We start from the raw sequence: 18,226 nt of genomic DNA, 5'->3' as shown, positions 1-18,226 counted from the left end.
ATCGCTCCCCGCCAGGGTGAAAGAATTGAACTGCTGAGAAAGGTGAAGCAACGACTACATCGATGCGTCTGAGACGCGGTGAAACCTCGTTTCGATAGCTGCGGAGCTATCGGAACAGGGCTCTGTTCCACTGCGGGAGAGCCTTACCGGCCTCCCCCGCATATGAGCAGCAAACTACGCTGCGAAAAGATCATCCTCGAGCCACGACACCTGTGATGCGGGCGCAACTTCCACCGTCGCATCAGGCAGCGTTGGCTCGACAGCCTGCGTGAGGACTTCAACATCCACGACCGCACTGGCCGCAGGTGCCGTCGCCTGCTTCGGTGGCAGCAACATCGCGCTCTCACTTTCGTCAGCAGTCAGCCCCGCGAGAACGGCAGCAGCGATCGCCTCCGCGTAGCCGGACTCCAGCATCTGGAATCGCGCAACGATTGGAGCCGCCTCCACGTTTGCATGCTCAGCCCACCGCTCGATCTTTCGATCGACGGTAACTTCAAGACTGATGCCTTGCGATCGTGAACGCGTCACAGGCAGGATTCGCGCTTCGACCTTCAGACCCGCAGCACCTGAAAACAGCGCTTCGATCGATTCGCGGTCCACCGACTGCCGATGCTCCTCGTCGACCTGCCAACGCACGCGAACGAACTTGTCGCTCGAATCTGCTGCCATGGCCGCAAGGCGCTCCATGTCGGGAGGCCCGTCGAAATCGATACAGATCGTCTGGCGCGCCGGCGTTGGAACAAGCACCGCTCTCGCGTCGCCCGTCTCAACGTCCCATGCCAGATAGCCCTTATCGCCTTCCTCGCCGTAGTGAAACCGCCCCGGCGAGCCTGCGTAAGCTACGACGCGGCCGCCGCGGTCCCACTGCTGCGACTTGTGGATATGACCCAGCATGAACGCGTCACATTCGGCCTCGAAAAGCGCACCCAACGAGAACTCGTGATCGAACCCCGCCATCGTTACGCCGTGTTCGGTCGTACAACCGTTGACCGTGCCGTGGGAAACGCCGACTGTCCGGATGCCGGCCGCGCGAAGCTGCCTGTTAATGCGCCCCGCTGCTGCCAGATAGTCACCGAGTACTGCTTCCAGCCCCGTCGCGGCATTCTTCGCACCGACCGCGGCCGCCAGCTGCCCCTTGTTGATCGTGGGCAGACAGGTGAACACGACATCGGCGCCAAGCTTGAGCACGCTCGCCAGTTCCTCTTCGTTGAAGACAGGGCCCGCCGATTCGAAGAAACGTCCCTCGAACAGGCTGACCTGCTGCACGCGCTCGGCAATGAAAACCGGGTGAGTGGTTCCCATCAGCGCGAAGTTGCGAAGCGTGCCAGGCGGCTCGTGCGAGAACGTGCCTTGCAGCATGAGAACCGGCATACCGAGCGTCAGACGGTTGATGTTTCTCGCTACCAGGTTGAGCGCCGGGGCGTGAGCATCGAGCCGATGATCGGTCGAGTCACCCGAGATGACAGCAACGTCCATACAACGATTGAGCGCGTCATCGACAGCGTAGGAGAAACAACGGTCCGCCTCGTCGAGGTTTTCCGGCGAGTAATGCAGGTCAGACATGTGAGCGATTTTCACGTCGCCTCCTCAAAAGAAAAAAGGCCGCCCAGGGGCAGCCTCAATGGATAGCGCGCCATGCGGCGCGGTCGAAAAGCGGTCAGCGAGACAGCGTGTCCCGAACCTTCATCAGCGTCACGCCAAGCAGGTTCGTGCCACGCCAGTTCGCCTTATCAAGAATCAGCTGGTCCCGCTCGCCCAGCCCTACGCCCCAGATACGGTCGTAAGGACTGGCCTCAACAAGCTCGGTTGGCGCGGTCGCCAGAAGCAGCGAGCGCAATCCCGGATTCTGGGCAAACTTCTCCCGGCATCCGACATAGACAATCGCCTCGCGCTTCGCTTCCCACGTGGCAAGGTCAAAACCCTTGACGGTCCGTCCGATCGCTTTCTGATCTTTCGGGTAGCGCGCGTTGAGAATTTCTGCAGATGCTTTCTCGTCGCCAAACAGCTTCGCCTTTGAAAACATCATGAACTGCTCTACCGACGAAAACTCAACACCGTGATAAGCGAACCGGCACGGGTGCCAGTTGCTAAACGCGTCGTCAGCGCCGAAGAACAGCGTGAAGTTCGCGATTCTGCGCATCGTAAAAGCTCCTAGAAGACGGTCATGCACCCGTCGCCTTCGCCCCAACCGATCTGCAGCTTCGCAGGTTCGGGTTCGATAAACGACGTGCTCATGCACTGCTGGCACTGGACAACGATCCGCTGCGTTCGATCGGCAGTGAAGACCTTGAACAGGTCACCACCACATCCGCCGCACCGCATCTGCTGCAAACCCGTGAGGGCACCCAGATTCTTCGACATAAAATCGATGCTCCATCAAGAAAGGATAGTGATCCGCCGGTTGCGGCGGAAGAATTCGATGCGCAGATGTGCGCGGTCGAAAACGCTTTAGCAAGTCCGCTTGCTGAAGGGCTCTCGTACGCGAGGAAAGAAAAAGGATGACCAGCCCCGAAGGGGCCGGTCAGGGTTAGACGTAGCTATTTGCCTGTTTGATGTCATCGTCGAACGCAACGGGATCATCGAGCGCCGCTGTAAGGCGTGCGTTCATCTGATCGACGTCTGCCAATCTTTCCGCCCAGCCGCGCCCGAATGTGACGTGCGCGTATCTGCGGAAATCCTGCTGACGATCCGGCTGACTCATACCGAGCCGGTTCAGCAGATCCGACATGCGGTGACGCTTGTCTTCAAGGGTTTCATCCGGCTCCGGTTGCCCGGCCATGCCGCCACCCTCACCGTCCGCACCACCGGCGCTGTCAGTTTCACCATGCATCGGCCCGCCCGTTTCAGGTTCACCAACGTAGGCTTCCCCAAACGTCTGCGGCAGCACTTCGACGTTACCTGCTGCTTCGATCAGGGCAACCGCCCGGTTCGCCGCATCAAGCGCCGGTTGCGGCTCGTCGCCTGCATCCAGTAACGCGCCGAGATCGATATCGGCATCGAGCACGGTCAACATCTGCTTCTGACGTACGGCCTGGCCGTTGTCGTCAATGCGGGTGATGTCGAATTCCTTCTTTGACAACCAGAATCGCGTGCCGGTCAACCTGCCTCGCGCGAGCGAGACGGTCTGCATGGCGGAATACGCTTTCTGCAGGACGTAAATCGAATTCGTCGGAAGTTCGATCAGCCCAAGCCCCTTGACATCGGGAATCGCGAACACGAAGTTCGCGCTCAGATTGCATTTGCGGTCCTGATACTGCGGGCACACATGCGGATCGCAGAGGCCGTCGGGAATGTCGTCGTCCTGCCGCTGGATGACAAGACGTCCACCGAAAGACCGCCGCACCCGTTTTGCACGCTCGTCGCGCTCGACCGGTGCATAGGTCTTGCAGTAGCGCTTGCCGTCGCGACCATATTCCGAGAAGTACTGGCGGCCGGTCGTTGTGTAAGCGGCCATCTGGTTGGGCACGTTGCGCAGCCAGTCGTCAAAGGCAAACATCACTGGGAAACGATGTAGCTTGACGCCATCGCCACGATCCTCACCATAGAGGCGAAGAATTTCGTCGGCCGTGTCGGGGTTTGAGAAGTCGGATCGTCTGCAAGTGAAATGCGCGACGTTTCTCGGGATGAGCGCATTGCGCAGCTTGAGTTTTGTCTCAATGACCTTTCCGATCGTCTCATATGAGTCGCCGGCGGCCACCATCGCGTTGTACAGCTCAACGGCCTGCGGGTTGCCCTGCGCAGCGCGCGTAAGCACCTTGATGCCAGGCCTGATCTTACCGATGACCGGCGGGCGGATTGCGCGCTCTTCGACCAGACTGCGAGGCGCGTTGTCGAACATCTGGACGACTGCGTTCATGAAGGTTTCCTTGCGAGAAAAAAGATGGCGTTCGTACGCAACGTGCTGGCCTGGGATTCCATCTCCCGGGCAGCGACATTGCCGCGACGTTCGCTGACATGGTGGATAAAGACAGAGCGCTCGGCATCGCTGAACATCGCGACCTTCGCGACCTCACAGCGGCTGCGCCATGCGTCGGACGTGGTGTCCAAAGCGCTACGCTCGTTGTCGAGCTGAAGCTTGATGGCCTCGGCAATGCGTTCGTTGAGGCGGTCGTGCAACAACATAAGCACCTCCAGTTGAGAAAAGCCCACCAGGAATCGATGGAATCGGGTAGGAGGCGGGGTTGCCCCCGCCGTCCTCCCACAACACCGGACGTACGGTCCACGTATCCGGCGTTTCCCGTCAGCCTCGGACCGGATCGGTCGTCGGCGTGAGCTTGTTTCGTGCGTCGTGTCGCCTGGCATCCGATGGACACCTCAGCCTCTCTCGGGGCATCCGGCCCCTCCAGCATGGCTGCAGGCCCCCGGCGTGGCCGAGGCTTCTGCCCAGATACGCAGAGATCACGCGTGACTTGCCACTCGTGACAGGTTTGGCCCTTCGCCGCTCCGGTTTCAACGGCTACTACGACCTCTGCTGACTTCTGCCACCCCATTCCGACACCTCTCGATGCCAGTAGCACAAGGCAGGATGGCAGATCTCCCAGGGTAATACGCGCGACCTTCACGCTTATGCCTGTCGGATCTACGTCATGGCGTTCCGTGCAAGTATCGGGCTTTACAGATTTCGGCCTGCTCACCCCGCCATACCGCCTGATATCCGCTTCCTGTTCGTCAGGCCAGCGCTTTGCCTTCGGCTTCCTTCAGATTCCACCTCACGATGGACACCCTTGCCGTCCGCTAACACTTCCCCTTGCCGGGTGTGTAGGGGACTCTCACCCCCAAGTCATCCAGTTCGCCACCACAGCGATCCAGATAGCGCCTTTCACGGCGCTGCGCGCCATGCCTGGCGCACCGAAAAAAAAGCCCGCTCCGGTAAGGGAGCGAGCTTCGTGAAATCAGGATAGATGTGACCTACGCGCCACGTCCCTTCTGGGGACGTGGCGAGCAGGGAGCGGCACCGGAAACCGGTGCGCTCTGTCAGAGGACGTAAAGTCGTCCTCGCGCAGCATGGTCACGCCGCGCAACAGCCCTTTTCGGAAAATACATTCCGCCGCAGGAATCACGGATCAGCCAACTTCGATCGTTCTACCCAGATCAGGCTCTGGAGAGAGAACACCCGAAAACCTGGGTTCGAACGATGTACCGGCGCAAAGAATGCGGGCCAGGTACGAGTATCACAGCTGAAATTGGGGAGTCTGTAGCGGGCAGACTCAGCACAAGAAGATTTCCACACCGGTAGCTATCCGGTCGGAGCATGCTCAGGAGCACGACTTGGAGAAAGAAGATGGACTCCGGGCTTGGAGTCGAGGTCGATGCGTCAGAGACGCGGGGAATGGATTGAAGTATCCGGGCAAATTGCCCGAGGGAGCATCTTAAAGCTCACGAAATTGATATAGCTTTTGCCTGCTTGACGGTTAAGTGTTCAGTGAGAATTTATGTGAGAGAGAACACATACACCGAGAACACGTTATGTCTGGCTTCGAAACGGAAAAGCCCGAGGCGGCTGACCCAGAACGACTGATTGCCCCTTCCCCTGCTGCCCAAACGGGCGCGGGCGGTCTGCGACCCATCAAGCGTCTGACGAGCGATGACCGCCTTGCGCGAATTCATCCCGAGACGCTGGCCAAAACCGAGTTGCTGTACTACTCGGACTTCGCGCGCACCTTCGTGAGATCCGATTACAACTTCTGCGCGGCAAAGATGACCGTTGCGCGCGGCGGCAAGCTTCTCGCGCTGGAGGCGGAATTTCACACGGCAGAAACGTTTTTCCGCAAGGCACTCGTCTGGGCCAACAAGCTGCACGGTCGCAGCACCGGCCTTGAGCCGGAGCGCGTGACGCTCGAAATCAAACACCCGATGTCGGGGCGCCTCGTGCGACTGCTCACGATTTACGACCAGCTCTTCCGCAAGACCATGGAAGCTCTCGTTGGCCGCTCAGTGATGGCACACGATCGCAAGTCGGCGCTTGACGCCGCAGCCGCGCGCATCAAGCAGATCCCCATCCTGTGCATGCCGGACAACGACCGGTACACACCGGAAGGCGTACTGCTTCCCGACCACGACGACACCCACTGAACCCCGCCGGTTCGCCGCCGGTAGAGCTCATCCTTGACATCGGGCGGTATCGGGCAGGCTGTAATCCAGACAACGAGAAGAGGCATCTTCATGGACATTCGCGAGATCCAGCGACTGCACGCCCAGTTCGCCCCAGATTCGATGGTCATCGACCTTCCCCGCCAGATCGCTGCATTGCCAGCGCCGGGCGATCATTCTGAATCCGACCCATCGCGCGCGATTCATGCTCGCATGGCAGGCGTGGCGCCACGTGCGAGACAAGCTGCCATCGGACTTGCCATTGCCGCCATGGTCGCCATGGCCGGAATGGGCGCAGCGTCGCTTTACAGGAATTTTCAGGCGGGTCACCACCCGGCGTCGACGGTCTCAACAGCGACCGAACAGAAGTCGGACGCGTCGCCCCAAACGACAGAGAAGCCGGCGTTTCAGGAAGTCGACGCCACGCCCGCTCATCCGGTCAGCGCCGCGCCCACACTGAGCGCCAGCGACTTTGCTTCCGCCGGTTCGCTCGGCCTCACCGCCGACCAGTTCAGGAACTCCCTGAAGTCCCCGGCGCGCGCCGGTCAGCCTGTGACGTCGCCGTCGGCGCCCGCGCTGTCGAGCGAAGCACAGCTCGCGGCCGTTTCACCGATCCATCGCGTGGGCGCGAGCCGTGAAACGGCTGCCGCAGCAACGCAGCCGACGCCGCGGGCGGAGCCGGCGCCTGCTCAGGCTGTTGTCGTTGCCAAACCTGCACCAGCGGCTCAGACCAAAGCGCAGTCCGCACAGGCCGCACAAGTCACGCAACCGCCGGCGGCTGCGGCGCAAGCCCCCGCTCCGGTGGCGCAAGCGGCACAACCGGCGCAGCCGGTACAGCCCGCCGAAGCAGCCAAACCGGCCCGCGCTGCGCACCGCCATATCTCGCGCCCTCGCGTGGAGCAGAACGCAGAGTCCGGTTCAGACGCCAGACCGGCCGCCGAAAGCCGCGCCGCGCCTGCCGAAGTGAAGATGTTCTAGGGAAGCCATGACATGAAAAACGAACTTTCGATCACCCTCGTATCCGCCGGCTGCACAATCAGCGGCGACCTGATCGTCGATCACGGCATCAGCTATTTCGGCCTGCTCGACGGAGGTCTCATTTCCACGCAAGGCCTGCTGCACGTCGGCGACGGTGGCCTGATCAAAGGCAATGTCCAGGGCGACCACGTGCGCATCGACGGACGCGTCGACGGCAACGTCCATGCTCGCGGCACGCTGGAAATCAACGGACACGTCTCGGGCGACATCATGTACTGCGGCACGATCCGTCTCGGACCCCGAGCAGCGCTCAACGGCACGCTCAAGCGCGTGGCGCGCATGCTGACGGTGGAACCGGCAACCAGCGAGAGCGCGAATCCGGAGCTTACTGCCACAGACCGGGCTGCGGCCGCGCCAGAGCGCGCGGAATCGAACGTGACCGAATTCTCGCGCGCGAAGGCCTAAAACCGACGACATTTTCCAGGCTGCATAAAGGTAAAAACCAATGAAGTTGCGCGATTTAATAAAGTGGGCTGCGGTAGCCGTTTCGATAGCTATGCCCCTAACGGTGGTAAGTATGGTTTCGGCCTATGTCGATAACGGCTCGGCCATGGTTAGAGCCTCGCTCATCGAAATTGATGTCGTGCGGCTCGCCCAGCTCGCTGGGGACATCCGTATCCTTCCACCTACGGATGCATCGGCTTTGCTGGCCAGACACGGCCTGAGTTCGTCCGAAGCTTTGCAGGACAGGATCAAGCTCGCGCAAACCACCTTTGCGCAGACCCACGCGGACCTCGAAAACACAGCGCGCCGCGTCTGGCGCAACACAGCAATCGGTTTCTTTTGCGTAGCGATTAGCAGCTGGCTCGCAGTGACGCTGGCTATCGTGTTGCCACGCAAACGCGCGGGCGGTTCCGCCGCTGCGGCGTAACGCTCATTCCAAAAACCAGCGTGAGTTACCACACCCGCGACTGGGAAGCCGCAGCACAGGAAGCCGCCTTCGACGGGCTCTGCTTCTGCATGCTCAGCGACGGCCGCTTCATCAACCGGCAGGCAATGTCCGACAACACGCCGCACCGGAGCCGCTTCACGCTGGCCTCTGATTTTTTCGAGCAGCACATTGCTTCAACGATTCCAGAGCCGCATGCCTCGCGGACATGACGGTCAGCCCTATCTCACATTGAAACGGAGAACCACGATGCAATTGATGCGCAAGGCACTTTTCGCAACGGCTATCGCTGCAGGCCTCATCGCCGGCGCACACGCGGCGCCGATCGCGCAGACGCTCGACGTAACCTGGTACAAAGACGGAAAAGTGATCGACGGCGGTCGACACATCGTAGCCGATGGGGCCGGAGTCTCGACCTACCTGCACCGCAGCGGGCAAGAAGTTGGTTACGTGACGTGCCAAACGACAGCGGAAGGTAAGAAGCTTGTTCCATCAAGCGTTTTCGTTGGCCGCTCGCTGCTTATCAAGCCGGTCCTCATTGACCTCGATAAGCTTCAACTCTCAGTGTCCGCGATCGACACCGCGTTCGACGGCAAGCGCAAGACCGGGAATGCAGACTGCGCATCAGAGGTCGTCGATACACACGGCTACGCTGCGTCGGACATACCCGTCGAGTTGAACGGGACGCAGACAGTCGAAGTGCCGATGAAGGATCCGCATTACCGCCTCGTGCTTAGCCTTCACCGCGAAGCGATTTGAGCGAAGCGGGAAAAGGAAAAGGAACCGCTGGCTCCCTTTTTTTCGGCTGTCTTGCCGTTTCTCCGACTTCTCACCCCGTTGCAGACTAGCGTAGCGCCCGCATGCAGAAAAACTGGGTTGGGGTTTATACTGACGCCGTCTCCTCCATGTCCTCCATCATGGATTCAGGTCCGCCTCGCGCGGGCCTTTTTCTTTGCGCGTCGCCGCGGCACCGCGCGGCCGCCGAAGCTCACTTGCTGAAGTCCGCTGAGTCGATCCAGCCATCACTGGCCAGCACGAGAAGTCCGGGTTCCCTTGGCGTGGTCAGCCATCCGCGCGTTGAGCCCATAGACCTTCCGGACGCCGTCGTCTTTCGCCCACGCCGGCACGTCGACCGGACTGAACGTGAACGAGACTTCGGAAATGGTATGCCCAAGCGCATTGCTGGGTTCGGAGAAGCGCGCTACCTCGTCGACCTTGTAGTGGCCCGCGCACATCGTAAGTTCGTCGGGGCTCACCAGCGCCTTTTTCCCGGCGTCAGTCAGTGAATAAGTCTTTGTCGGCGCGGTGTACTCGCCCCCGAGCCAGCCGCGTTTTTTCGCTGTCCCATCGGAGACCGACAGCAGGCCCGCATGGACCAGCACGTCCAGCGGACGGGTCGCTGACGCGTTGTTCTGCTCGACTCCGACCTCAAGGCTCGCGATCGTCGGCTTTGGCTGCAGGGCGACGACCAGCGGGTACTGCCGGTTGTTTTCGGCCATCACAAACGGCTGTACCGGAATGCACTCTCTTGCAAAGTGGGCGTTGAGCGCCTTCTCGAAATTGCCATTGTTCGCATCCTTTGCAGAGCCGCAGGCTGCGAGCGCGACGACGATGGACATGGCAGCGGGAGTGGCAAACTTTCTGATCATTGCTGTTTCTCTTTCTTCCGAAATCGGTGGCGTGGCCACGGTGGATGGGTGTAGCACGTGCTTTCGCGCCGTTGAGCGTTGCCGCCTTCAGGCAGCTTGCGCGGGCTGCTCGATCTGCGCCTCAGCGACAAATCGTGAGGCGAAGTTTTTAGCCGTACCGGAAAGCATCAGCGTCTCGCGCGCGCGAGTCATCGCGACGTAGAACAGCCTCCGCTCTTCGGGTTCGGTGGATTTGGCGTCGGGGACGATGGTGTCTTCGGACCGCGCGATCCAGACGTGATCCCACTCAAGCCCCTTCGAACTGTGCATCGTCGTGAGGACCAGCGCGTCCGGTGCGGGCTCGTTGTTGTCCTGCCGCAGGAACAGCAACCGCTCGGCGAAGGTGCCGTTCAGTCGTGAGAGCACGTCATAGGTCGCCTGAATGGTGCGGATGCCGTTTTCCTTTTTCGTGTACTTGAGCAGCCACTCGTTCACGCCTGACAGCACCAACGAATAGAACTTCCGCTCGCAGAGCCCGCGCCACTCGGCAAGCCGCTTCATGAATTCGCGGTAGTTCGTCGCTACGTCTTCTGGCATGCCGAGTTCAACGAGCTCCGCCCGCGGCTTCTGGACGAGTTCCGCGCCCATGCTTGCGTGCAGCGCTCGAAGATGGTCCGCATGAAGGCCAGAGTGCGCCAGTACAGCGTCAAGACCGGTCGCCTTCACGCCCTCAATGATCTCCAGCAGATTGCACAGCAGCGCGCCTTCAGGACGATTGAGGACCGATGCGCCTGACGCGCGGTGATACTTGACGCCATACGAGCGGCAGACCGCCTCGAGCGGGTCAAGGATACGGTTAGTGCGCGCGAGCACCGCGCAGGTTTTTCCATTGCGCAGCAGCGGCGCCAGCGCCTCGATGGCGGCCTCGGCTTCCACGTATTCGTCGGCGTGGCGCGAAGCCTCGACCCGGCCGCCCAGGCCTTTTTCCGCCCGCAGGACCTTGGGGATGCGGTCAGGATTGTTGCGAATCACCCTGTCAGCCGCCGCGAGGATCTCGGCGCGGCACCGATAGTTGCTCCCAAGCACGACCGGCTTCGCCTCGAATTCCTTGATGAAGGATTCCATGCCGCGATAGCCGAGTGCCTCGCGGAACGCGTAGATGCTCTGATCGTCGTCGCCCACGACCGTCACGACCGATCCGGCTTTTGCGTGAAGCTCGATCCAGCGGTACTGCAGCGGGTCAGTGTCCTGAAACTCGTCGACCAGCAGGTAGGCGAACGGGTACGGCAGGATCGTGCCGTTCTGCATGCCCTCAACGGCGAGCCGCAGCATGTCCTGAAAATCGATCTTGCCGTTGCGCGCCAGCGCTTCCTGATAGGCGCTGTACAACTGGCCGTCGGCGCTGTTGACATCGCACCGGCCGAAATTCGTCTTGATCTTCTCGATCGTCGGGATGACGTCCTCGGCCTTTCCTTCAAGCCCAAGGTCCTGCATGACGCGGATCAGCAGTCCCAGTCTGTCGCCATCGCTCGCAATGTCGAGCGAGCGGCCGCCGGGACGCTGAAGCTGCTTGTACGCGAGTGAATGGAAAGTGCCTGCGATCAGGCGCTTTTTCACCGCCTTGCCTGCCACCGTCAGAATCCGTTCACGCAACTCGACCGCTGCATCCTTCGAGAACGTCACCGCGCCAACGACCGCCGCCCCTTCCTGCAGGAGTAGCGCGGCCTTGGTGGCGATCGTCTTTGTCTTGCCCGCGCCGGGGCATGCAATCGCCACGCAGTTCTGGCGCAACTGGGCGACTTCCCGCTGCTGCGGATTGAGTTCGTCCAGCATGTCGCCCCCTTACAGGCCGCGGACCGTGGTCATCAGCCGCAGGTGCGTCATGTAACCGCGAACGCCCAGCGGGTTCACCTTCTTCAGGAAGTGCACCGTTTCGTCATCGACGTCAGACTGGTCACGAATGCCGTTCCAGACCATGAAATCAAACTGATCCATCACCTTGTCGAACTTCATGATCGCCGACAGAACGCGCATCGAGAAACGCGAATACACCTCGACGGTCATGTCCAGCGCCGGCATCGGGATCGACGGCTCGAACACGAACTCGCCGCCCTCGCGAAGCTCGGCCTCCTTCTTCTCGCGAAAGCCCACGGCCACGCGCAACGCCTCGTCGACATACTCCTCGATCGACTTGATCTGCTTTTCAAAGAAGCTGTTGACCGAGTTCTTGTCACTCTCGCCGAATGTCGAGTCGCCGAAACGCTGCATGTTCACGCTCATGCGGTTAAGGTACGGCCACCATTGCTCAAACAGCGGCTTCAGGCGTGTGTGATTCAGGCGCACCTGCGCGGGCACTACTGCCGCGCCGGAAAGCTGACGCTCCATCAACTGCCGGCCGATCTCACGGCGACGCTTGATGATGGAGATACGCTCGCTCGCAGGAAGATCGCGGAACGCCTTGCGGGTCTTCGCTACTTCGGCGCGCTTCATGTTGGCGTCGTCGGGCGAGATGACACCCTCTTTCTGCAGACGGTCGGCGTCCGCTTCCATCTGACTCAGTTCACGCTCGATCTCGCCTTCGCCTTCTTCGGCGCCATCAAGCCTTGGCTCGTGGTCGGCATGTGAAGCTTGCGCGAGTACGCTCGCATCGGACGCTGCCAGAGCGCCTGCCGTTTCAGCTTTGTCGAGTTCGGTTTCTGCCACAGTGCTCATGCGAGTTTCTCCCAGGTCGGACCAGTGTCCGTTTGATCGTTGGTAATTGGGTGCGCGCCACGCGTCCCCACAGCACAATTGTTGCGGCGTGGCGGGGCGCGAAACTCCCGAAACACGCGTTATTTCAGACGGCTTTTAAGGCGAAGCCCAGCTTTCGGCCACAGACAACAGGCGACAGGAGACATCCGCCTGCTAGCGGATTAGCAGTCGAGCGGAATGCACGCTGAAATGGGAGGGAAAACGGTGAAAGCAGGTCGGAAACCCCAACCTGCTTCTCGGAGAATTTATCGTGCCGACTGGAACGACTCGGCGGCCTTCCAGAGCAGTGCGCCAAGCAGCGCGGCAACCACAAGCCAGTAGCCGGCAAGCACCGGTACCGGCGCGAGCAGCACGCCGAACAGCGTGCCCGTGACGATCAGCAGTCCGTGGCCTGCGAGATGGAAAGAAAGCGGGCTAACGAAGCCGGCCGCGGCGGCCTTGATCTTCCTGCGCGCAGTACCGTCGATAAACATGCCGAGCGCGAAGCACAGTGTGCCCCCGATCCACATCTTCATCACCATCGCACGGAACATCGCCCTGTACGCGAGCAGCCAGAAGTTTTCGGTCCACGTGTGGGCGAAGGTTGACATGCCGCCGTCGTTGAGACCGCCGACATTGCCCGACGCCGCCAGCGTGCGGTGAAGGAGCCCGTTGTCCACGAACGAACGCTTGAACAGTTCGTTAGCCGAGCGCACCGCGGCGTCTGCTCTGTCCTGTCCGACCGACGCGACAAGCGACTCAGTCTCGACGTCCGGCACCTCGAACAGTTTCCTGTCCGGTATCGCGGGCATTATAGCGATCGACAGGACGGGCACAAGCAGGAACCAGACTTTCAGGTGCGATCCGAACCGGCTAGCCATGGATCAGCCTCGCGACGACGAGAAGCGGGATCGAGGTAATCGCTAGCAATCCACCCCAAAAAAGATGGGGGCGGTTCACGACGATTGAAGCGAGCGCGTAGCAGCGGGCTCCCGCGCCCCAGGTGAATTCTTCTGGCGGGGTCGCGTCCGGCTCGTCAAACGCGCTGGCAGTGTTGAGCGCGCGCCGGGCCATGTCCGAATCAACCCCCGACAACTTCGCTATTATCGTAACGGTGAGCGACATCGTATTCCTCAAAGTAGCGACGGAATGCCTCGCCCTGCAGCACGCGCGACGCCAGTTGGAAAGCTGCGGTGCGCTCGGTGATGTGTTCCGGGCAGCGCTCATCGACCATTTCCAGCTCGCTGTTCTGATGCCGCTCTTCAAATGCCGGAATAGGCTCGAGCATGGGCGACCAGACGCTGACCTTGTCACCCCGGCGGGCCACATAACGACGCGCATAGAGCGACTTGGCCGGCTCAAAGAGTCCCTGCATGAAAGCCACGTGCTGATCGCCCGTGCGCTTAGCCCGCTTGAAACCTGCCAGCGCCGACTCAATCATTTCTGCCGCAAGCGGCCCTGAGTCTCCAACGAAGCGCTCGCCAATGAAGTCGGCAACCCGCGAGCACGCAAGCTCCAGATCCGGCGCAACATTGAACACGGGAATCAGCTTGTGCGAGAGCTTGTGATCGCGAATGATGTTTTTGAAAACAGCGGACATATTGTGTAGTTCAGCCTTCGATAATGGGAATTCGGCCTTGGTAGACGGCACCGCCGGAGATGCGCATGAAATATTGCAGGTTCGGCAAACGATGAATCAGCGGCATGGGAATCAGTGGCACCTTCTCAAGCTGAAGCGTGCGTGACTGGGATCCACTGAATTCCATTGCATGCGACTCGGTCGTGGTGTTCATGCTATTCGAGATGTTCACCACCCGAATCGCTGTCTCCCCCACCTTGTCCGAGAACCACTTGGCGGTATCGCTATCTTCAAGTCTAAGGATGACCTGGTTGTTCAGGTTGCCCAAAACCTGCAGCATTTTGGCGGCGTTTCCGAGCTTGGCTTCGAGGTCGGCGCGCGCCTGGAATGCGACAAACGCCTTGAAGCCCGCGCCGCGTCCCTTGTTCAGGATCTGGATGACCTGTTCGTTGATCGCTTCGGCAATCTCGTCAATGATCAGAACGACGTCGGGCTTTTCCGCGTAGAAGTTGTAGATGGAGCCGCACACGGCCGCTACATCGGACAGCGCCATCGAGGCGATCGCTTTCTGGACGATATTGTTCGAAAGCGAGTCGAGGCCCATATACAGCACGGCCTTCTGTTTGATGATCTTGTCGATGTCCCAGATCTCGCGCTCGTCCTCGAAATCGTCGGCCTTCGGCGCGAGCATAAGACCAGTCTCACCGGTCGCAAGCATCTGGAGCAACGGCAGCGCCGAGGCGATAATCCGCATGTAGTGCTCGCGGTCGTGCGTGTGCGTAGCAATCAGCCCGTCGATGGTTTCGTGTCCGCGATCCTGCGCCGCAAAGCGGTCCATGTAGAGCTTCGCCATTCCATCGACGAGCGAAACGTCGTTCTTTCGAACGGAGTCCTTGACCGTCTGGGCGACCGTCAACTCCTCCCAGTTCGACAGTCCGTTTTCGAGAAAGAAGCGGCGCAGCGAGCGATCCAGCAACGTGCCGATGCCAGACTGCGCGTATTTCAGGATCGAGCGCAGATTCGGCTTGTCGCCAACGTACAGTTCGCCCTTCACCGCACGGTCAATGAACAGGAACGCAAAGTCGCGGAACGGCCCCTCTTCCATCAGTTGCGCGATCCGCGACGGGATTTCCGACGGCTGAGACCAGTTCTCAAGCGGGTTCAGGCGGATCGACTCGTGCGGCTTGGCCTGATTGAAGTACAGGAACTTGCGACCGGCGCGTGCGCACTCCTTCTCAACGCGCTTTTTCCAGTCATCGTCGTTTTTGGGGTCGACGATGATGAGCACGTCTTTGGGGTTGTGGATGACCTGCGTCGAGATCACTTCGTACGTGCGTGTCTTGCCCGCACCGGTCGTGCCGCCGACTAGCGTATGGCCGCCCATCGCCTTGTAGTGAAACGGCACGCGGACCTTTTTCGGCTCCATGCCGTGAATCCACGAGGAACCCTGCGGCATGCGATCGCGGATACTGTCGCCCGGTGCGAAAAGACGTTCGATACGCGCCTCGGTCTTTCGACCCAGTTCCGTCTTGTTCAGCCACTTCGGCAACGACGGGATGTCCGTCACGGGCATACGAAGAATGTCGTGCGCGATCTGTGTGTGCTTTTGGGTCCACTCAAAGCCCGTCCCCAGATACATCGAGTCCTCGCGCTCGCGCATCCTGCGCTGCAGCTCCAGCAGCTTGCTGATGTGGATCTTGCTAAGCCACTTCGTTGAGATCGCCATGCGAAAGCTGAGCGCCCGCCACACCTGGACCGCGCGAACGGCCAGCATCGCGAGGCAGGCCAGCGCAAACGCCCATCCGTAGGGCATGCCGGACGCGAAAATGCCGACGATCGCAATCGGCCAGACAATGAGTGGGCGAAATTCGTAGATCGGCCGGAAATGATTGATGTAGTTCATGCCGCAGGCCGTTCCATTATGAGACGGCCCGCACGTTCTACGATGCAGATGTCGTTGCCGGCTGCACGCAGCAGGAGGGTGCGCTTCCTCAACTGCTCAACGAGCGTGTCACTCGTTATCCCGTAGCCGCCGATCAGACGCTTTTGCACGGCCAACCCCTTCTCTTCCCACGTCACCTTGGCTTTCCCTGCTGCAACGTCGCCGGCGAGCGCGCGGAAGAACTCCCGCAGCATAGCCGAGCCCGGGCCCAGGATCTCAGTTAGCTCCTCCTCTGTTGGTCCGGTACGCGTTTGCCTCGCGGCTGACGGGGTTCCCCCCGCCATCCGTGAAGGGTCAACCGCAGGCGCGGCTGTGACGGGAGGTTCAACGGGTCCAGTCGCGGCCGCGGTGGCGGTCTGGGCTTCGCTGCGCTCCAACGCATCGAGCAACGACTGGGAAAGCTGTGGGCCGCCCGGCACCGCGCCTGAAACGGGAGCAGCGGCCGGTGCCGGCGGTGACGCCGCCGGCTGTGCGACAGGAGAAGTGGCTACCTCTGCCGCCGACGCAGACGGTGCCACCGCTGCGCCACCCTGATCCTGTGCGGCCGCGACCGGCGCGACCTGTGGCTGAAGTTCAAGCGCAACATGGACTGCGGACGGCACGTCAAACTTTACAGGCGCGAAGACACCGCGCTGCGCCTTGCGCTCGAACTCGACGGCAACATCCATCGCCTGGCGCACCACCTTGTGCACCAGCGCCTCAAAGCCCTGCGGAGTTTTTTCGGGGTTGATCGCGCCGAAGAGATCGGCCAGTACTGCGTTATCAAGCCCCGACAGCAGTTCGGGCGTGATAACAGTCTGCGCGAACATTGCCGTACGCATGCGCTCGCTTTTCAGCGGAGCCGGTCGACGCTGCACTACATAGTCTCCGTCGCCGATCCAGTTGCCGAAAGCACCATGTGCCGCCGGGCTCCATGGGGTGTGATCGGCGACGCGGACCATCTCAAAGTGCCTGCATGGCTCGTCGAGCGACGAACAGGCCGCGGCGAGGAACACCGCATAGATGTATTGCGGCTCCAGCCGTCGGCGTTTATCTGACGTCATGTCGGCGGCAAACTTCTGGCCACCCGCGAGGCGCATCGCGTAAAAGGTCGACTCGATGGTCGCGCGGAAAGCGCCACCCGGCTCCGCATGCAATTCAGGCGTAAGCGGCATGGACGAAAACCAGGCGGCGCATCGGCGAAGCACCGAAAGCCATTTCCGCTCGAAGTCGGCTTCCGTGCTCTCGTTGGCGCACTGGCGTACGAGCTCGATACGCTTGGCATGCGTAATCAGCAAGTCGCTCGCCAAAGCTGGGCGATGGGAGGCGGTCATGGGATGAAGCTCCGGGCGAGCTTGAGCGCCCCGGTACCGGTCGCGCCAGCGCCACTGCCGAACATCCCGGCGAGCTTCGGGATCTCAAACGAAAGCAGCAGAATGAAAACGGCAAGATCGAAAGCGTAGGCGCCGGTGGCCGTCGCGCCACTGACATTCGTGGCCTTCTGGACCGCGGTCGCGATATTGGAACCGAGCAGCCTGATCAGGACCGCGACCATGACAACGTACATGCCGGAATGGATCATCCAGTCGAGCCATTTCATGAAATAGTTTCGTGTATAGCTCGAAAAGCCCAGCGCAATCGCGATCGGTCCTAGAACAATTCCCACTGCGGCCTGAATCTGGCCCACCGCACTGTAGTAGGAAAAGACGATCGAGGCGATCAGCACAACGATGAACGCCAGAAAGAGTCCAATAGCATCAACAACGGTCCCTGTCAGGTCCGTAAGGAGCTTGATGCTGACAAAGCGCGTTTTCACAGCATCGAACATCGTGCCCGCCAGCGTCGCCAACTGGGTGCCGATGCTATTACTTGAACCGCCGGATATGTGCGTCGCCAGCTGCTCGAACCATGTCCAGAAACCGGCCGCCGACGTCGAGTACCCGAGGTACAGCGCGACGAAGATGCCCAGCACTGCCACTTCTTCAAACAGATTGACCCATGCCGAGATCGGATGGTGCGTTCCCGAAAAGCGGACGCCGACGAGGACAAGCGATATGACGCCAAGACCCCACGCAAACTTGTTCGCCTCGTCCATCACGCTTGCGCTAGCCGCTACAGCAGCGGGAATGATGCCTCCGAGCAAGCCCTGAATCTGGCTGACCGCGTCGGTCGAGCCTTTCCCGAAATCCCCATCGGCGCTTGTCAGAGGCTTCGCGCTCGTCGACGATCCCGTAGCTGGGGAACCGGTCGACAGCGTCGAGCCGTCCGGAAGGGTCATGTTGTCGTCTGCGAACGCAGCGGGCGCGGCCAGTGTGGTGACGAGCAGGCAGACCATGAGCAACAGCCAGCGC

At 60.8% G+C, this 18,226-nt stretch carries 19 protein-coding genes; 6 read left to right on the top strand and 13 right to left on the bottom strand.

Annotated features, from left to right (window positions below):
* Positions 1 to 174: 174 nt before the first annotated feature.
* The 5 genes from OKW35_RS01110 to OKW35_RS01090 all read right to left on the bottom strand — a co-directional run bounded on the left by OKW35_RS01110 (position 175) and on the right by OKW35_RS01090 (position 4,122).
* Complete coding sequence (locus OKW35_RS01110) at positions 175 to 1,578, bottom strand: metallophosphoesterase family protein (RefSeq protein ID WP_429550997.1); 1,404 nt, start codon at positions 1,576 to 1,578, stop codon at positions 175 to 177.
* A gap of 79 nt (positions 1,579 to 1,657) precedes the next feature.
* Positions 1,658 to 2,140 (bottom strand): NADAR family protein, encoded by a 483-nt coding sequence (locus OKW35_RS01105; RefSeq protein WP_429550996.1) that lies wholly within the window; start codon positions 2,138 to 2,140, stop codon positions 1,658 to 1,660.
* A gap of 11 nt (positions 2,141 to 2,151) precedes the next feature.
* Positions 2,152 to 2,361, bottom strand: coding sequence for a hypothetical protein (locus tag OKW35_RS01100; RefSeq protein WP_090812857.1), 210 nt, complete (start codon positions 2,359 to 2,361; stop codon positions 2,152 to 2,154).
* A gap of 166 nt (positions 2,362 to 2,527) precedes the next feature.
* Positions 2,528 to 3,856, bottom strand: a complete 1,329-nt coding sequence (locus tag OKW35_RS01095; protein ID WP_429550995.1) for a hypothetical protein — start codon at positions 3,854 to 3,856, stop codon at positions 2,528 to 2,530.
* Positions 3,853 to 4,122 (bottom strand): DUF7696 family protein, encoded by a 270-nt coding sequence (locus tag OKW35_RS01090; RefSeq protein WP_341809961.1) that lies wholly within the window; start codon positions 4,120 to 4,122, stop codon positions 3,853 to 3,855. The genes OKW35_RS01095 and OKW35_RS01090 overlap by 4 nt, the downstream gene beginning before the upstream one ends.
* Before the next feature lie 1,344 nt (positions 4,123 to 5,466).
* On the opposite strand from OKW35_RS01090, the gene OKW35_RS01085 reads away from it, so the two are divergent.
* The 6 genes from OKW35_RS01085 to OKW35_RS01060 all read left to right on the top strand — a co-directional run bounded on the left by OKW35_RS01085 (position 5,467) and on the right by OKW35_RS01060 (position 8,776).
* A complete protein-coding gene (locus OKW35_RS01085) occupies positions 5,467 to 6,072 on the top strand; it encodes a DUF1845 domain-containing protein (RefSeq protein WP_090812855.1) in 606 nt (201 codons plus the stop codon).
* Between the two features lie 90 nt (positions 6,073 to 6,162).
* Entirely contained in the window at positions 6,163 to 7,068 is a 906-nt protein-coding gene (locus OKW35_RS01080; RefSeq protein ID WP_429550994.1) for a hypothetical protein, read from the top strand.
* 12 nt (positions 7,069 to 7,080) lie between these two features.
* Entirely contained in the window at positions 7,081 to 7,533 is a 453-nt protein-coding gene (locus OKW35_RS01075; RefSeq protein ID WP_429550993.1) for a bactofilin family protein, read from the top strand.
* A gap of 112 nt (positions 7,534 to 7,645) precedes the next feature.
* On the top strand, positions 7,646 to 7,999 hold the full coding sequence (locus OKW35_RS01070; RefSeq protein WP_143037385.1) for a hypothetical protein: 354 nt from the start codon (positions 7,646 to 7,648) through the stop codon (positions 7,997 to 7,999).
* Between the two features lie 20 nt (positions 8,000 to 8,019).
* Entirely contained in the window at positions 8,020 to 8,229 is a 210-nt protein-coding gene (locus OKW35_RS01065) for a hypothetical protein (protein ID WP_429550992.1), read from the top strand.
* A gap of 37 nt (positions 8,230 to 8,266) precedes the next feature.
* The gene (locus tag OKW35_RS01060; RefSeq protein ID WP_429550991.1) at positions 8,267 to 8,776 is read left to right on the top strand and encodes a hypothetical protein; all 510 of its coding nucleotides are present in this window, start codon (positions 8,267 to 8,269) and stop codon (positions 8,774 to 8,776) included.
* Positions 8,777 to 9,039: 263 nt separating this feature from the next.
* Here the strand turns inward: OKW35_RS01060 and OKW35_RS01055 are convergent, their stop codons facing one another.
* The 8 genes from OKW35_RS01055 to OKW35_RS01020 form a co-directional block, all read right to left on the bottom strand.
* Positions 9,040 to 9,666 carry a hypothetical protein gene (locus OKW35_RS01055; RefSeq protein ID WP_429550990.1) on the bottom strand — a complete coding sequence of 209 codons (627 nt, stop codon included), beginning with the start codon at positions 9,664 to 9,666 and terminating at the stop codon, positions 9,040 to 9,042.
* Positions 9,667 to 9,753: 87 nt separating this feature from the next.
* Positions 9,754 to 11,478 carry an ATP-dependent helicase gene (locus OKW35_RS01050; protein ID WP_090812847.1) on the bottom strand — a complete coding sequence of 575 codons (1,725 nt, stop codon included), beginning with the start codon at positions 11,476 to 11,478 and terminating at the stop codon, positions 9,754 to 9,756.
* Between the two features lie 9 nt (positions 11,479 to 11,487).
* On the bottom strand, positions 11,488 to 12,357 hold the full coding sequence (locus OKW35_RS01045) for an ATPase (RefSeq protein ID WP_090812846.1): 870 nt from the start codon (positions 12,355 to 12,357) through the stop codon (positions 11,488 to 11,490).
* A 284-nt stretch (positions 12,358 to 12,641) separates the two neighbouring features.
* Positions 12,642 to 13,256, bottom strand: a complete 615-nt coding sequence (locus OKW35_RS01040) for a DUF4400 domain-containing protein (RefSeq protein WP_429550989.1) — start codon at positions 13,254 to 13,256, stop codon at positions 12,642 to 12,644.
* A 200-nt stretch (positions 13,257 to 13,456) separates the two neighbouring features.
* Positions 13,457 to 13,975, bottom strand: coding sequence for a hypothetical protein (locus OKW35_RS01035; protein ID WP_429550988.1), 519 nt, complete (start codon positions 13,973 to 13,975; stop codon positions 13,457 to 13,459).
* 10 nt (positions 13,976 to 13,985) lie between these two features.
* Positions 13,986 to 15,857 carry a conjugative transfer system coupling protein TraD gene (gene traD / locus OKW35_RS01030; RefSeq protein ID WP_429550987.1) on the bottom strand — a complete coding sequence of 624 codons (1,872 nt, stop codon included), beginning with the start codon at positions 15,855 to 15,857 and terminating at the stop codon, positions 13,986 to 13,988.
* Positions 15,854 to 17,209, bottom strand: a complete 1,356-nt coding sequence (locus OKW35_RS01025) for a TraI domain-containing protein (RefSeq protein WP_429550986.1) — start codon at positions 17,207 to 17,209, stop codon at positions 15,854 to 15,856. Before OKW35_RS01025 ends, traD begins: the two co-directional genes overlap by 4 nt.
* A complete protein-coding gene (locus OKW35_RS01020; RefSeq protein WP_429550985.1) occupies positions 17,206 to 18,210 on the bottom strand; it encodes a type IV secretion system protein in 1,005 nt (334 codons plus the stop codon). The genes OKW35_RS01025 and OKW35_RS01020 overlap by 4 nt, the downstream gene beginning before the upstream one ends.
* Positions 18,211 to 18,226 lie beyond the last annotated feature (16 nt).

This window comes from Paraburkholderia sp. MM5477-R1 (assembly GCF_050436385.1).
GTDB classification, from domain to species: Bacteria; Pseudomonadota; Gammaproteobacteria; order Burkholderiales; family Burkholderiaceae; genus Paraburkholderia; species Paraburkholderia tuberum.
Note: the sequence above shows the minus strand (reverse complement) of the source record. Positions and strands in the feature narration are given on the sequence as shown.

Excerpts from the sequence above, each read along its gene's own strand:
- OKW35_RS01090 (WP_341809961.1), bottom strand. The coding sequence starts at position 4,122 with ATGTTGTTGCACGACCGCCTCAACGAACGCATTGCCGAGGCCATCAAG.
- OKW35_RS01075 (WP_429550993.1), top strand. The coding sequence starts at position 7,081 with ATGAAAAACGAACTTTCGATCACCCTCGTATCCGCCGGCTGCACAATC.
- OKW35_RS01105 (WP_429550996.1), bottom strand. The coding sequence starts at position 2,140 with ATGCGCAGAATCGCGAACTTCACGCTGTTCTTCGGCGCTGACGACGCG.
- traD (WP_429550987.1), bottom strand. The coding sequence starts at position 15,857 with ATGAACTACATCAATCATTTCCGGCCGATCTACGAATTTCGCCCACTC.
- OKW35_RS01025 (WP_429550986.1), bottom strand. The coding sequence starts at position 17,209 with ATGACCGCCTCCCATCGCCCAGCTTTGGCGAGCGACTTGCTGATTACG.
- OKW35_RS01055 (WP_429550990.1), bottom strand. The coding sequence starts at position 9,666 with ATGATCAGAAAGTTTGCCACTCCCGCTGCCATGTCCATCGTCGTCGCG.
- OKW35_RS01035 (WP_429550988.1), bottom strand. The coding sequence starts at position 13,975 with ATGTCCGCTGTTTTCAAAAACATCATTCGCGATCACAAGCTCTCGCAC.
- OKW35_RS01020 (WP_429550985.1), bottom strand. The coding sequence starts at position 18,210 with ATGGTCTGCCTGCTCGTCACCACACTGGCCGCGCCCGCTGCGTTCGCA.
- OKW35_RS01070 (WP_143037385.1), top strand. The coding sequence starts at position 7,646 with ATGGTTTCGGCCTATGTCGATAACGGCTCGGCCATGGTTAGAGCCTCG.
- OKW35_RS01080 (WP_429550994.1), top strand. The coding sequence starts at position 6,163 with ATGGACATTCGCGAGATCCAGCGACTGCACGCCCAGTTCGCCCCAGAT.
- OKW35_RS01060 (WP_429550991.1), top strand. The coding sequence starts at position 8,267 with ATGCAATTGATGCGCAAGGCACTTTTCGCAACGGCTATCGCTGCAGGC.
- OKW35_RS01095 (WP_429550995.1), bottom strand. The coding sequence starts at position 3,856 with ATGAACGCAGTCGTCCAGATGTTCGACAACGCGCCTCGCAGTCTGGTC.
- OKW35_RS01045 (WP_090812846.1), bottom strand. The coding sequence starts at position 12,357 with ATGAGCACTGTGGCAGAAACCGAACTCGACAAAGCTGAAACGGCAGGC.
- OKW35_RS01085 (WP_090812855.1), top strand. The coding sequence starts at position 5,467 with ATGTCTGGCTTCGAAACGGAAAAGCCCGAGGCGGCTGACCCAGAACGA.
- OKW35_RS01050 (WP_090812847.1), bottom strand. The coding sequence starts at position 11,478 with ATGCTGGACGAACTCAATCCGCAGCAGCGGGAAGTCGCCCAGTTGCGC.
- OKW35_RS01100 (WP_090812857.1), bottom strand. The coding sequence starts at position 2,361 with ATGTCGAAGAATCTGGGTGCCCTCACGGGTTTGCAGCAGATGCGGTGC.
- OKW35_RS01040 (WP_429550989.1), bottom strand. The coding sequence starts at position 13,256 with ATGGCTAGCCGGTTCGGATCGCACCTGAAAGTCTGGTTCCTGCTTGTG.